Origin of the sequence: Pseudomonas sp. JBR1, assembly GCF_028198185.1 — a bacterium.
Lineage (GTDB): Bacteria > Pseudomonadota > Gammaproteobacteria > Pseudomonadales > Pseudomonadaceae > Chryseomonas > Chryseomonas oryzihabitans_E.
This window is the reverse complement of sequence record NZ_CP116340.1, coordinates 381679-396598: the sequence shown is the minus strand read 5'-3', so window position 1 is coordinate 396598 and position 14920 is coordinate 381679. Positions and strand designations below refer to the sequence as shown.

Annotated in this window: 11 protein-coding genes; 4 read left to right on the top strand and 7 right to left on the bottom strand. The window is 57.2% G+C overall.

The window, feature by feature from the left end; translation table 11 throughout:
• Positions 1-25: 25 nt before the first annotated feature.
• From PJ259_RS01940 to PJ259_RS01915, 6 genes are read right to left on the bottom strand one after another with little or no spacing between them, the layout of a single operon-like run.
• Positions 26-628: an amino acid synthesis family protein gene (locus tag PJ259_RS01940; protein WP_271654507.1), complete on the bottom strand. Its 603-nt coding sequence runs from the start codon at positions 626-628 to the stop codon at positions 26-28.
• Positions 606-1091: a VOC family protein gene (locus PJ259_RS01935; RefSeq protein ID WP_271654506.1), complete on the bottom strand. Its 486-nt coding sequence runs from the start codon at positions 1089-1091 to the stop codon at positions 606-608. Before PJ259_RS01935 ends, PJ259_RS01940 begins: the two co-directional genes overlap by 23 nt.
• Positions 1092-1101: 10 nt before the next feature.
• Complete coding sequence (locus PJ259_RS01930) at positions 1102-2142, bottom strand: WD40/YVTN/BNR-like repeat-containing protein (RefSeq protein WP_271654505.1); 1041 nt, start codon at positions 2140-2142, stop codon at positions 1102-1104.
• A 10-nt stretch (positions 2143-2152) separates the two neighbouring features.
• The gene (locus PJ259_RS01925) at positions 2153-2947 is read right to left on the bottom strand and encodes an SDR family NAD(P)-dependent oxidoreductase (RefSeq protein ID WP_271654504.1); all 795 of its coding nucleotides are present in this window, start codon (positions 2945-2947) and stop codon (positions 2153-2155) included.
• Between the two features lie 26 nt (positions 2948-2973).
• On the bottom strand, positions 2974-4464 hold the full coding sequence (locus PJ259_RS01920; RefSeq protein WP_271654503.1) for an aldehyde dehydrogenase family protein: 1491 nt from the start codon (positions 4462-4464) through the stop codon (positions 2974-2976).
• A 3-nt stretch (positions 4465-4467) separates the two neighbouring features.
• On the bottom strand, positions 4468-6018 hold the full coding sequence (locus PJ259_RS01915; protein WP_271654502.1) for an acetolactate synthase large subunit: 1551 nt from the start codon (positions 6016-6018) through the stop codon (positions 4468-4470).
• 224 nt (positions 6019-6242) lie between these two features.
• Here PJ259_RS01915 and PJ259_RS01910 point away from each other — a divergent pair, with 224 nt between their 5' ends.
• Positions 6243-7010 carry an IclR family transcriptional regulator gene (locus PJ259_RS01910; protein WP_271654501.1) on the top strand — a complete coding sequence of 256 codons (768 nt, stop codon included), beginning with the start codon at positions 6243-6245 and terminating at the stop codon, positions 7008-7010.
• A 95-nt stretch (positions 7011-7105) separates the two neighbouring features.
• Here PJ259_RS01910 and PJ259_RS01905 read toward each other — a convergent pair whose 3' ends face one another.
• Positions 7106-8557 carry an APC family permease gene (locus PJ259_RS01905; RefSeq protein WP_271654500.1) on the bottom strand — a complete coding sequence of 484 codons (1452 nt, stop codon included), beginning with the start codon at positions 8555-8557 and terminating at the stop codon, positions 7106-7108.
• Between the two features lie 1724 nt (positions 8558-10281).
• On the opposite strand from PJ259_RS01905, the gene PJ259_RS01900 reads away from it, so the two are divergent.
• The 3 genes from PJ259_RS01900 to PJ259_RS01890 all read left to right on the top strand — a co-directional run bounded on the left by PJ259_RS01900 (position 10282) and on the right by PJ259_RS01890 (position 14856).
• Positions 10282-11484 carry a tyrosine-type recombinase/integrase gene (locus tag PJ259_RS01900; RefSeq protein WP_271654499.1) on the top strand — a complete coding sequence of 401 codons (1203 nt, stop codon included), beginning with the start codon at positions 10282-10284 and terminating at the stop codon, positions 11482-11484.
• 596 nt (positions 11485-12080) lie between these two features.
• Positions 12081-14084 carry a hypothetical protein gene (locus PJ259_RS01895; RefSeq protein ID WP_271654498.1) on the top strand — a complete coding sequence of 668 codons (2004 nt, stop codon included), beginning with the start codon at positions 12081-12083 and terminating at the stop codon, positions 14082-14084.
• A 499-nt stretch (positions 14085-14583) separates the two neighbouring features.
• On the top strand, positions 14584-14856 hold the full coding sequence (locus PJ259_RS01890) for a hypothetical protein (RefSeq protein WP_271654497.1): 273 nt from the start codon (positions 14584-14586) through the stop codon (positions 14854-14856).
• The last annotated feature ends 64 nt before the right edge of the window (positions 14857-14920 follow it).

The window sequence follows — 14920 nt, the reverse complement described above, 5'->3', positions numbered from 1 at the left end:
GGGCACTCCCTATCGCCGGTACCGGTCAGGTCAGACCGTTGTCGCCTTTGATCGCCTCGGCCGTCAGGCCTCCGAGCCGAGCATGCAGCCGGCCGCGCGTAGCGAAGGCCCAGATAATAATCACCTCATCCGACGCCGGGCCGTCACCAAACGAAGCGGAAATGGTGTCGTAGTGCGATCGCACATACAGCGCATCCTTGTGCGCTAGCGGGATGTCTATCGTCACCCCGGGCGCGCCACGCTTGCCGGTCGAGGGGACCCACGACTTGCCACCGCCCAGCGCCGCGCGCACCGGATCGGCGGCCGGATTGGTGAGAAACGCATTGCCATGCTCGTATTCGCTGTTGGCACCGACCAGGCAGGCCTTGCCGTAGCTGACGATGGCACGGCCAGCGGCCAGGGCCTGGATGCGGCGACCGAATTCGTGACCCAGCTCTGGAGAGGCATCGATCAGTTCGTCGAGACTTTGGCTAAAGCGGCCAGCGTAAGGATTATGGATGGCAGCGGCGATGACGTACTTGAACAACGGCTCGCCATCGGCCAGCTGGCCGCTTTCATTGGCCAAGGTCTCTTCGGTGAAGCTGTACCACTTGCGGATGTGATAATTAGCGAAATTCTGGGCTTTCATTGAGCGGGTCCTCGTAAAGGGGGTCGACGGTGAAGTTGCGGCTCGGTGCACCGGCCGCCTTGAACCGCGCCTTCGCATCGGCCTCGTCGTGGACGGTTTCGAAGAAGAATTCCAGGCGGTTGCCGTCCGGGTCGTGGAAATACAGGCCATTGCCGATCTCGTGGTCGGTGATCTTGACGATCTCCACGCCCTTGCTCAGCAACATGCCGTACAGCTCGCGCAGGGTGGTCATGTCGCCAGCCACCTCCAGGCCGTAGTGCTGCAGGCCCAGGCCGCCCTGATGGGCACCGGGCTCGGCCTTGATCAGCGCGATATCGTGGTGCTTGCTGCCAAAGGCCATCATTACCCAGGCCTCGCCGCGAGCGCTTTCGTGCATGCCCAGGACATCGGCGTACCACAGGGCCGAGGCGTCCGGGTCGGTAACGAACAGCGAAATATGGGTACGCAAGATCTCAATGTTCATCGCTTGCTCCTCATTTTTTCTGCACGACGGAGGTGTGGGCCGCCTTGATCTGCGCCACCGCCGGCGTCCACAGCACATCGGCGATCTCGCTGAACTCACGCCACTGCTTCTGCCAGCCGGTGCCACCGTTTTCCGAGGTGAACAGGTGGCCGTACTTGGTGCCGGCCAGCATCTGCTTGGGGTTGGCCGGGTTGAAGGCGATGGCCCAGACGCAGGAGTTGGGTTGCTGCGAGAGCGGCAGCACTTCCCAGGTGGCGGCGGCGTCGCGGGAGACCAGGACCTTGCTGGTGGTGCCGGGAGTACCGTCGGAAATACTCAGGTACAGGGTGTCTTCGCTGCCTACCGGGGCGTTGAGCACGCGCACGTAGTACAGGCCGAAGGCTTCCGCGCCGATGACGCCGGTCCAGGTCACGCCTTCGTCGAAGCTGCGGTACACCGCGTTGACACACACCACCACGATGACTTTCTGGCCATGGTTGGGCAGCACCACGATGTTGTGCACGTCCGAGTTGTAGTCCCACAGCAGACGGTCATCGACGCGGGTAAAGGTGTCGCCGCCGTCGCGGCTGTGGAACAGACCGCCCTCCTCCAAGCCGAACCACACCTGCTGGCGGTCGGTCGGGTCGTAGGCGAAAGCCAGCAGGCGTGGCTTGCTCACGCCATCGCAGAACTCCGGGATCTCCACCGGTACGCGGTACCAGGTGGCACCCGCGTCCAGGGTGCGCCAGAGCACGGCGCGCGAGGGCGCACCCGTGCCGACGAAGATGCGTTGGGCATCCTGCGGATCGACGGCGACCTTCCACACCGTCTCGCCGTTGAAGGGCGATTCGACCTGATGCCACTTGCCACCCACGTCGTGGCTCACGCACAGGCCGACGTCGGTGCCGGCGTAGATCACTTCCGGCGCGGACGGCGCCACGCTCAGCGAGCGGGTGATGGCGTCGAATTCGATGTCCTGGCCGAGGCCCAGACGGTGCCAGCTCTTACCGTCATCCGCGCTGCGGATGACCGCTTGGCCAACGGTGGCCACAAACAAGGTTCCAGTGCTCATGATTGCTTCCTCAGATGAAGATGCCGCGGGTCAGGCCGCCGTCAATGCCGATGGATTCGCCGGTCACGGCGCCAGCCTTCGGCGAGGCGAGAAAACCGATCAACCAGCCCATCTCGATCGGTTGCAGGGTGCGTCGGATGGGCGTGGCGTCGATGTAGGCTTGCTCGACCTGCTGCGGGGTCTTGCCCTGCTTGACGCCCTCGCGCTCGTACAGCTCCTGGATGTGCGGGGTGTCCACCACGCCGGGATGGATCAGGTTGACGGTGATGCCGGACGGGCCTAATTGGTCCGACAGCGTCTTGGTCATGTGCGCGATGGCCAGGTTGCGCATGCCCGACAGCACCTTGCTGCCGCGCCCGGTCAAGCCGCCGATGTTGATGATGCGACCGAAGCCCTGGGCCTTCATGTGCGGGGTCACCGCCTTGGCACAGCGGAAGTAGCCGATCACCTTGGTGTTCATGTCCGACAGCAGCTCGTCATCGCCAGCGAATTCGATGTCGTTGCGCACCACGCCGGATGGCGCGGCGGCACCGTTGACCAGGATGTCGATGCGGCCAAAGTGCGCCTGGGCCTGGGCGACCATCTCGGAGACGGCGCTCATGTTGTTGGTATCGCAGAACAGCGGCAGCACCTCGTTGCCGGTTTCAGCGCTGATCTCCTCGGCCGCCGCCCGCAGGAACTCCAGGCGCCGGGCGCAGATCACCACCTTGCAGCCTTCCTGGGATAGGAAACGCGCGACTTCCTTACCGATGCCCATGCCGCCGCCGGTGACGATGGCGACGCGGTCTTGCAGTTGCAGATCCATGAGATGTCCTCGTTATCGTTGTTTGCTCAGGCGAGATCGACGTAGACGCTTTTGGTTTCGGTGTAGGCGTCGATCACGTTCTTGCTCATTTCCCGGCCCCAGCCGGACTGCTTGTAGCCGCCGAACGGCGAGGCCGGATCGACCACGTTCCAACAGTTGATCCACACCGAGCCGGCCTTGAGTTGCGCGGCCAGGCGGTGCGCAGAGCGCAGGTCGCGGGTCCATAGCCCGGCGGCCAGGCCATAGGGCGAGTCATTGGCGCGCGCGGCGAGTTCGTCGACGTCCGACCAGCTCATCACCGTCAGCACCGGGCCGAAAATCTCCTCGCGGGCCACGCAGGCGGTCTCGGTGCGGTCGAAGAACACCGTCGGCTCGACGAAATGACCGCGTTCCAGGTGTTCGGGACGCTTGCCGCCGGCGATCAGCTCGGCGCCGTCCTGCAGGCCGCGCTCCAGGTAGCCGGTGACGGTGCGCAATTGGCGCTCGGACACCAGCGGTCCAAGGGTGGTGGCCGGATCCAGGCCGGGGCCGATCACGTGCCGGGTGGCATGCTTGCGCAACTCTTCGAGCACTTGGTCGAGCACCGAGTCGTGCACATAGAGGCGCGAGGCGGCGGTGCACACCTGGCCCTGGTTGTAGAAAATGCCGTCCGCGGCGCCCTTGGCGGCGCGCACGATGTCCGCGTCCGGCAGGATGATGTTCGGCGACTTGCCGCCCAGCTCCAGGGACACCTTCTTCATGTTGCCGGTGGCCGCCTGGGCGATCTGCCGCCCTACCTGGGTTGAACCCGTGAAGGCGATCTTGTCGACCTCGGCGTGGGCCGCCAGGGGCGCCCCGATCCGGCTGCCCGGCCCGGTCAGCAGGTTGACCACGCCGGCCGGGAAGCCGGCTTGCTCGATGAGTTGCATCAGGCGCACGGCCACCAGGGGGGTTTGCTCGGCCGGCTTGAGAATGGCGGTGCAACCGGTGGCCAGCACCGGGCCGAGTTTCCACACGCACATGGTCAGCGGGAAATTCCACGGCACGATCAACGCACAGACGCCGACGGGTTCGCGCAGGGTGTAGTTGAGCATCGGTGCGCCACTGGCCGGCGACACCGGTGGCGTGCTGCCTTCGATCTTGGTGGGCCAGCCGGCGAAGTAGCGAATGATGTTGGCCGCACTGCTCGCCTCGCCCCGGGCGTTGCCGATGGGCTTGCCGTTCTCCAGGGTAATCAACTGCGCCAGCTCCTCGACATGCGCGTCGATCAGCTCGGCCAGGCGATACAGTAGATAGCCCCGACGCGCAGGCGTCTCGCGCCGCCAGGGCCCTTCGAAGGCGGCACGGGCCGCTGCCACGGCCGCTTCGACATCGGCCTCGTTGGCCTCGGCCACCTCGCTGATCGCCGACGCCGTGGCCGGGTTCTCCACCACGAAGCGGCGACCACCGCTGGCGTCCTGCCAGGCGCCGCCGATGAACAGGCGCTGCGGCTTGGCGATAAAGGCGTGAACAGCCGGTAATAGCTGAGTCAGACTCATGATTCAGAGCTCCATTTCGATCAGGCAGGGGGCTTTGGAGGCCACGGCGCGGGTCAGGGCCAGGCGAAGCTCGGCATTGGTGCGGACGGTGCTGGCCGGGACCCCGTAGCCTTTGGCCAGCGCCTTCCAGTCCACCCGGGGGCGGTCCAGCTCGGTCAACGCCAGTGCCTGTGGGCCGAATTCGGTCACGCCATAACGGCGCAGCTCGTTCTGCAGAATTGCGTAGCGGTGGTTGGCGGCGATCAGGATCACCACCGGCAACTGCTCGCGGGCGATGCTCCACAGGGTCTGGATGGTGTATTGCGCGCTGCCGTCCGATTGCAGGCAGAACACCGGCGTACCCGGTTCGGCCAGAGCAGCGCCGAAGCCGGCCGGAATGCCCTGGCCGATGGCGCCGCCCGTGTTGGTCAGCACGCGATGGCGGGCGGCCCGCGCCGAGGCGGTAAAGAACGGGTAACCGCAGGTACCCCCCTCGATGGAGACGATGCAGTCGTCAGGCAGCGCGGCGGACAGCACCTGGCCGACCGACTGCGGTGTCAAGGACGCCTCACCGCTGGGCAACTCGATGCCCTGCTCGACCGCCACGCAGGCCGGTGCCTCCAACAGGTCGGCCAGCGCCGTCAGGGCGCCCACCACATCGTCGCCTACCTCGGCCAGCGACAGCAGGCGTTCACGCGAGGCCAGCCGCGAAGGGATGCCCTCGTAGCCGAAGTAGCTGATCGGCTCCGGCACGCCGGCACAGACCACCAGGTCGTACTGATCGAGGATCTCGATGGCGACTTCCGGGAAGTACGGCAGCCGATCCAGGTCCGGCAAGCCACCGCCCCGGTGGCTGACGCGCGGAAAGGTTTCCGCGAACAGGCGGATCCCCGGGAGTTGCGCCAGGCGCCCTGCCGCCTGCAGGCCTGCCGCGCTCAAACCGACGTCACCGACGATGAACACCAGGCGCTTGCCCTCCCTCAGGGCGCGTGCCACCTGCTCGACCTGATCGCCAGCGAAGCGACGTACCGGCGCCTGGACAGGAGCGAAACGTGACGCGGCCTCGCTTACCGCATTGGCTTGCAAGTCCATCGGCAGGATCAAGCTGGCGATCTGGCCCCGCGGCTGCCAGGCGGCCTGCATTGCGCATTGCAGATCCTCACCCACCCGCTCGGCCTGGCGCGCGGTACGTACCCAGCCAGACACCGCACCCGCCAGGGCCTCGATGTCGCTGGCCAGCGGCGGGTCGTAGTTGACGTGCCACGAGGCGTGGTCACCGATGACGTTGACGATCGGCGTATTGGCGCGGCGCGCGTTGTGCAGATTGGCGATGCCGTTGGCAAAGCCGGGACCAAGGTGCGTCAGGGTCATCGCCGGCTTGCCCGCGATGCGGCCGTAACCGTCGGCGGCACCGGTGCATACCCCTTCGAACAGTGACAGGATCGGCTTGAGCGACGGCGCATGACCCTTGGCGATCGCCGCGACCAGCGGAATCTCGGTCGTGCCAGGATTGGCGAAGCAGTATTCGATGCCGCTCGCGGCAGCGGCTTTCAATAGCAGTTCAGCACCATTCATTTGTCGGGCCTCATAGGCGTCTGGCGTTTTCAGGATTTATTCATCACCCAAAACGCCAAACAAGCTTTTTTTGGCAAAAAGCTCAAAATACGAGACAAATGAGATTTTTGAATTGTTTTTAAAATAGTTAATTAAGCTATATTCTCAATACAGATCTTTTTTGGGCGACTTCTGCCCAGATATCTGTCAGGCGTTTCTGCGCCCTAATATTGAGGAGCCCTGCCATGAGCAGCTTGAGCAAGACCCTGGGCGTGCTGGACCTGTTTGGTCCGCACCAATTGCAGATCGACCCTGAGACCATCGCCACACGCATGGGCCTGTCGCGAGCGACGGTGTACCGCTACGTGAAGGACTTGTGCGAGGCGGGTCTGCTGAAACGAGTCGGCGCTGGGAGCTACGGACTGGGACCGCGCATCATCGAGCTGGACTGGGTCATGCGGCAGTACGATCCGATTCTCAGCGCCGGCCGCAAACTGATGAACGAGCTGGCGCAAAAGACCGGCTTGGCGGTGTTCGCCAGCGTTTTCTACGATGGCCACATCATCAATACCTACATCACCGAGTCATACGACGCCTCGACCTTCGCCTTCGGCCGCGGCCATCCGCTGCCGCTGTTCCGCGGAGCACAGTCCAAGGTGCTGGTCGCCGCCCAGCGCGGCAAACGCCTGCAACAACTGTTCGAACGCTACATCGTTACCGATCCGACCCATCCTTACAGCACGCGGCCCTGGTCAGAGTTTGCCCGCGACGCGAAGAAGATTCGTAAGGATGGTTACTGCATAACCCACGACGAACTGAACTACGGTCTCACCGGCATTGCAGCGCCCATCATCAACGTCGACGAGAAGGAAGTGATCGGAAGCATTTCTGCCGTTGGCAGCACCGCAGACTTCAAGCTGCTACGCCAGGAGACCGTACGCGACATGCTCATCGATACCGCGCAGCGCATTGCCGCAAACATCCACGCGCAACGCACCACACCGACGTCGTAACGCACCAGTGCGGACCAAGAAGGACACCAGCGTTCGGTGATAAGAAGAGCTGACCGGGCAACCTTACGTCGCTCGGCCAACTGGCCCCATGCAGGTCAGAGCTTGTGGCTGCCCAGCGCGATAAAGCAGGTCATAGAGCGGCGACGCAGTCGCGCGGCGAGCCATACGCCGATAACCATGGCCACTGGAATGGTCGAGCACAGCAGATAAGACAAAGCCTTGCTTGATCCCGTGAGAACGTCAAAGTGCAACACGGCGATGATCAATACCATGGTCAGCGCTAAACCGGAGAACACCGGTAGCACCAGCCGTCGTATCACACCGAGCTGCAATTGCGGATTACGCCGGAAGTACATCAGCACGGCCAATGATGTCATGGCCATCAGTAGAATCAGGCACAGCGTGGCTAGGCTGGAGAACCACGCGAACAGCTGCAGCACCGGATCGGCTTCCAGCGCCGCGAATGCCAGCACCACCACGGCAGCGATCAGGCTTTGCAGCACCGACCCCAAATGTGGGCTCTGGTGAATCCGATGGGTAGATCCAAGCGCCCGTGGCAGTAGCCCGTCGCGGCCAATGGCGTAGAAGTAACGTGCCGCCGAGTTGTGGAAGGCCAGCAGACCCGCGTAGATGCTGACGATGAACAGCACCCGAATGATCCGTGTCAGCTCGGGGCCTACATAATGATCGGACAGCCCGTAGATGAAAGTGGTCGGCTCACCCAGTTGCTGCAGCACGGAAACGATCTTGTCGGTACCTACCCCCACCACCATGGACCAGATGGACAGGGCATAGAAGCCGCCAATCAGCAGCACCGACACGTAGGTCGCGATCGGGATCGCCCGTTGCGGATCCTTCGCTTCCTCGCCATAGATGGTGGTGGCTTCGAAGCCGATGAACGCAGCGAAGCAGAACAGCAGACCAATGGATGGCGTGCCGCTGAAGATGTGCTCGGACTTGAAGGAATCGAAATTGACGCCAGCATCACCGCCGCTGGTCAGGATAGCGATATCCAACACCAGAATGGCCAGGTACTCGGCCACCACGATGAACGACAGCACCCGTGCAGACAGGTCGATCTTGCGGTAGCCCAATATGGCGATACTGGCCATCGCTATCAGCGAGTAAACCCACCAAGGCAGGTAGATGCTAAATACGCTAGCCATTGTGCCAGACACCACGCCGCCGAACATGCCATACAGACCGACCTGGAGGATGTTGTAGGCAAGCATGGCCAGCACGCCCGCAGCGCCGCCGACTAGACCGCCCAATCCAAGCGAAGTAAAGGCGTAGAAGCCACCGGCGTTGGTCACGTTGCGTGCCATGGTGGTATAGCCGACGGCAAACGTCAGCAGCACACCCAGCGCCAGTAGCAGCAACGCCGGCGTGCCCGGACCGTTACCAAGCATGATGCCGATTGGAAAACCACCGGCTAATACGCTCAAGGGGCTGGCTGCCGAAATGACGAAGAAGATGATGAATCCGACGCCGAGGGCGCCACGCCGCAGCTGATTGGTGGCCTTTGGCAAGTTCTCGCATACGCTCATTATCTTGACCTTGTTGTATGAGGCAGTCGCTTTGAGTGGGCCGGCGTCTGGGGTTGAGCCTAGCGTGTCGACCGGAGCCCTGTTGTTCTAGGTACTGCCGGATGCTAGGCCCATCGTTGAGGGGCCGTTATCCCAAATTGGCAGCCGGCGGTTGTGTCGCGGGATACTCCAGAATCGACGTCAGATCGTAGCGCCTGGATTCCTCGCATACCGTCCCAACTCAATCCATACCCTTCCCCCGAGCTGCTCTAGCACGTAATCAGTACGGTACCGATAGCCTCGTCATTGCGACGGTCGATCCAAATGGATTTGGCCCTTGCGGGCGGCCACATGCCAGTCAGTCCCTGATGGTCTTTGATGGGTACTGCTAGGGAGGGTGCGGCCTCCCGTATGCTCCGGCGCGCACTTCGCTATAATCCCACCTGGAAGGGCTCAATATCGTCGTGCCGCGGCTCCCAGGGCGGCTGGTTCTTGCCGATCTTTGGCGTCATTCAATAAGGCCGCTTTCGATTCCCTGCAACATACGCCTAGGTCACATCGCGGCTCTCCTTTGAATAGGAAATAACAAGCCTTATCACCAACAGCCTAGAGTGCCGCGTGAATCGTGCACTTACATATTTAGCTAGCCCCTTAAGCTTTTATTGCTCGAATATTGGTAGGCATGAGCGCAGCTCCGAACTCCCTGACCTGGTTTCTTAAAGCACCACTTCCACGCACTCACCGATGTGATGCCCGAGGCTTTCAACCATCCTAGATTTCACGATCATCAAGCAGCGCCAATCGATTCACATAACAATCACGACCCACTTCGCTCCCATCGCTATATATGACTCAAACATATATAGCGCTTAAATACGCCACCATAAGCAGTCAGAGCATTAAGAATTCCGAGAAATACATTCCGGCGTGATCAGAAAAGATTCAAGAATTCGATAGAGGCTTGACCGCCACATGCGTCTGCCTGAGGATCTTCATGGAAGACCGTAACGTCTCCGCCGCCCTACTCCCGGCCCGCATGGTCTCAGTTACAGAGAACGGGTAGTTTTCTTTTTTTGCAATAGAAAACGCACCAAGCGAGGCTTATGCCACCACGTTTGATGAGGCGGCGGATCAATTCTGGCCGCGACAACCAATAAGGCCCGCAGCTTGCCAGACGCAGTCAGCGATTACATTTGTCATGAGAAGTTGAAAGCTGTTTGGCTCGACTTTAAAGCGGCAATCAAACGTCGGCCATTGAAGGCGGCGATTCAGTTGATTGTTGAACTTTAAGCCTATCTTTAAGCCGTGCTCCTGCGCCAGTCGCCGTGATCCTCGGCTCAGCAGAAAGCAGCATCGCCATACAGCGTAATTGGCCTGAAGTATGCGTCTTGTAAAGGCAGTGGGCATGATGCGTTGGCAGCCATCGATTCCTATTCATTACATGCGGATTGGCAGCCGTGCAGGCTTGCGCTTAGACGCATATGGGCAGTAGGAGATCAATGATGGATTGGCGAACGCCAGAAGCCAAAAAGCCCCGCAGAGCGGGGCTTTTTGGGAAACGATATGGCGGAGAGATAGTCCTACTGACTGGTTTCCAACGCCATCCAACCACGTCTTACAAACCACTGTAAACACTGGGCTTAACGGCTATAGTCGTCCGAACACATCCATCCCGATATCACCGTATCCAAGACGAGGTGGGGGACCAGATGGGGGACTACTGGCTGCACATTTAGGGAAAGATCATGGGTAAGCTCAATCCTGCACAGATCAAGAATCTTACGGTTCAAGGGACGTATGAAGACGGCCACGGCCTGCGTCTGGTTGTCCGGGCAAACGGAACGAAATCTTGGGTGCTTCGTTTTCAGATTGACGGCAGACGCCGAGAAATGGGTCTCGGAGCATTTCCTGGAGTTTCACTGAAGGATGCCAGGAACGCTACGTTTGAAAGACGGCAGCTGCTTGCGATGGGTATCGATCCGCTCGCCCATCGTGCCGAGCAGACGATTACGAAGAAGCGAGAGGCACAAGAAAAGCTGGCACGCGCTACGACTTTCAAAGCGCTTGCACTGGAGTACATCGAAACACACAGGGCTGGATGGAAGAATTCCAAGCATGCTCAACAGTGGGAGAACACTCTACTTACTTATGCTTATCCGGTAATCGGAGATGTCCCCGCCGAAGAGATCACCACAGACCATATGCTGAGGGTGCTGAGGCCAATTTGGGAAACCAAGGCGGAGACAGCCTCTCGCGTTCGTAATCGAATAGAGATGGTACTCGACGCTGCGAAGGCCCGGGATTTAAGGGCGGGCGAAAATCCCGCAAGGTGGCGGGGACATCTCGACAAGCTACTGCCTCCTAGAAGCAAGGTTCAGGTCGTAGCACACCACCCGGCTCTACCATGGGTGCAGATGCCTGAATTCATGAAAATGTTGATGCTCAGACAGGAGCTGTCCAGCCGAGCGATTGTTTTGACGATACTAACTGCTTGCAGGACGAGTGAAGTTCTAGGAGCAACCTGGAAAGAGGTAGACCTTAAAAACAAGATATGGAAGATACCGGCTTCTCGAATGAAGGCTGGCAAGGAACATCGCGTCCCATTAAGCGATGCGACATGCGAAATTATAAGTGGCTTAGTACACCTAAAGGAAAGTGACTACCTCTTTCCTGGCACTAAAACCGGTAGCCATCTATCTAATACATCAATGCTAATGGCTCTGCGCAGGATGAACCGTAGCGATCTCACTATTCATGGTTTCAGGTCGACATTTAGAGATTGGGCAGCAGAAACAACACAGTATCCTCGGGAGGTATGTGAGCAGGCGCTAGCTCATATAAGACAAGATAAAGCAGAAGCTGCATACTTCCGAGGGGATTTGTTCGAAAAGCGTCGAGCGATGATGGATGACTGGGCCCGCTACGCATATGGCAAAAATCAAGAATAGTTCATCTGCATTTAGCTAGAGATCCTTTCAAAGATGCAAAGGATCTCTAAGCGGCACTTGACTTTTCTTGACATTGTGCGAGCACATGAATGAGAAAATAGGGACATGTTGATCCAGTACGGCAATAACTTTCCGCGCCTTAATATGACGAATTAAATAGTGAAAATCGATAATTAATCAGCTGACCACGTTAAGCCCCAACAGAGCCTTAAATGATTTAGCCACACATTATTCGGACATCATACGCTGTCTTAATCAGCACTACTAATACTTACAGCATTGACTTATAGCACCGCTTTCAAAGTAGACACCTATAAGACACCCAATATGGTACGGCGCAACCGCAAGGCGCGACAACTAACACACTATCACATCTCACGATACCACCATTCAACACCCATCATTTATCTAATCGATACCCGACCTGGTGCTAGATATAAAAATTCATGTAAGCTCCCCCTTCCCCTCTCATACATCTTACTAGTGACCAATGGCATATTGCCTCATACCGTCCAATCCGTGAAAAGCAACTAGACCCGTCACCTATACTTCGGTAGGCTATTTACATGTAGACATAAGCCACCTAGGACTGTTCAATGACTTTTGCAAAGCGTGTCCGGGATAATGAAGTCGCGCGCCCCAATCAGAAAAGCTTCTCCTTATCTAAGTGGAAGGCAGCTTTTGAACTTGACGAAGCAGATCAAGAGTCAAAAAATCTGTACGAAGCTGGCAAGTGGTTTTTTCGAGCCTTCTCAACAATTAGGAGGAATCTGAGCTTTGCAGCCAATAAAGATATTAGCAAGGAAAAAAAATTACTGGCATTCGTAGGTCATGCGAATTTGAATGCTGTCCGCTATCAACTATCAATTGCTGAGATCGTTTACGAATCCCGATCGCTAAGCCCAGCAAAACAAAGCGCAAGTCATATTCTCCCAAAAGTTCTTGACCGTGACGGTGCTTCTCATTCGCTGGATCAGGTAGCGCAATCAGATATAGATGGGCTACAACTACCACTGCGAATGATACTTAGCCATAACACTCCGCACCTAGAAAATCCGCAGCCGCATACAGAATCGCAAGACGATATCGCAGCAGATTATGCGCTAGGAATTTTTTACAAAATTATGGAAAATCTTTGGGACGAATGCTTGTGGAATAACTACGCAATTACCGAGTCTGCGAAAGGTGTAAAGTTTTCGCCAGTGCGGCCTGCTGATGCCAATTGGAAAGGGATAACATTGTGCCGGCGTAGTACCGTTTATCACGCCACCCACATCCATTACCACTCTATATTTGAACGAGAGCGCCATCTGGGCAGTCATGCTGCACTCGGGATACCTAGGCCAATAATAGCAATTGAAGCCACTGACCGTTCTTACACTTTCAAGCTAGCCGCAGATGACGCAATAAGCGAGCAGTCGCGTAGCGTCTATGTTTTGATACGAGAAGCACTGCAGCCATACCATCTAGAATACCTCCAATTCCAAAGCCCAACGCTTGCAGGAGGCACAATAACTGATGTTATAAAGTGCTGGACCGTACTACAGAGCTTGGTGTTTCTTTTACAGAAGGGCGCCCATGTGCTTCGCAACCAGCGCGATTACAAGCAAGCACTAACTGAAATCACCGCACCTAGAATTTCTAAGTCAGCCTTAATAGAAACCATAGGAGAATCATTAGACATAAGCAATGAGATCAGCCAAAGACTAGTAAGCTTTTTTACCTATACTCCATCTGTGGCGCATCGACATGAAGAAAATGAACTATGGACCCAACCATTAATCGCGTTGAACGATTGTGAGCTCTTACCGCTTTATACACCTTCAGAGGGCGCTATCCAACGTAACGTGGACATCTGGATCCGTCAGCTCGGTGCGAAGCTCGAAGCCCGCGGACCGTCTTTCGAAAAACATCTTCGGGATGTATTAAGCGATAGCATTAACTTTTCGCCCATAAAGAATCACATAGCCTTAATCCCACATGCTTTGAAATTCTATCTACCTAAAGAACTCAAAGACGAGCCTCTCTACGAAGACATCGATATCGTACTACGTATTGGTAACATCGTAATTATTGGCGAAGCAAAATGCTATTTGCAACCAGTTGATCCTGATGAAGTATTTAAGCACCGGGAAAAGGTCATCGAAGCTCAAATTCAACTTCAGAGAAAAATCCACTACATTAAAAAATATAAAGAAAAGTTTCGTAAGGAATGTGTTAAACGTGGTCTTAAGCTACCCAGTAATTTTAAAATCCAACCCCTCATTCTGCTAAACGGCCAGATCCATTGCGGCATCCCCTATGCCGGCACCCCCATTGTGGACATCGCTATTTTGGCTACCTTTCTCAGAGGAATTCTACGCCAGAACATTGTTATGACTATAGCGAAGGGAGTTGAATCTGCAGACCACTACCGTCTTTACAGCAATATCAGTGAGGCACAAGAACGGATAGGAGCTTACTTGCTGAACCCTCCGCAGATCCAACGCTACGCTAATGCCCTGGTCGAACGAGAAGTCATTTACTGCAACATCGTTAACGAGCTTGAACCGGTTACCTATGATTACTCTGAAGTAGACCTTTCCAAGGTCTTGGAATGATCAACACTAGCTATGACTTTCGTAGACTTTAACAGCCTTTCAAACCCATCAAAACAAGAGAGTCCAATAATAGCAATACAAGTTGCCTCGGCAATTTCCACTTCGCCTCGCAAGATAGGAGGATCTTTCTTAACGGACATCTAGCCAAGCTATTGCTAGTCGAAAGAGAATGATCAAGCCACTCTAATGCTGTTTAATCTGATAACAAAATCGCCATTTTTACAGCTACAACTTTTTAGACTGCCATACGAACGCTACCTCGCCTTATAAGCTTGGCTCTAAAAGATCAATACTTCTATGGTTTCTTATCGGTCTCGCCGCCTGTCTGCAATCGACTCAGATCCATCGATATGCCGCCCCTTTTTTTATCACGAAGCATTCCCAAGTTAAAATAATTTTAGATCTATATAACTGCTCTGACACATCTTAAAAGGTTCGCCCTATGTCATTGCAATGTCCTTTATGTCACTCCCCAAAAGTTGCATCCCTCCATCCCGCCATGAAAGCCGGCGCCGCCATCGGCACCATCGGTGGCGTAGCACGCGGCGTCAGCGCTGCCCTGGCTGGTAGCCAGACAGGTGCAGCCCTCGGCGCCATTGCTGGGCCAGTGGGTATCACCCTTGGCTCCGTATCAGGCGCCATCCTAGGCGGCCTGGTTGGCGGCGTGGGCGGCTGTGCCCTTGGCGCTCAGCTCGGTGAATCGCTCGACCGCCACGTCCTAGCTAACAACCTCTGCCTGCTCTGCGGTCACCACTTCAATCTGCCGGCCTGATCGGAGCTCTCCCCTTCATCTCCTCCGTCCGGTTGGTGCTGCGCCTCGCGCAGCGCTGTATGCC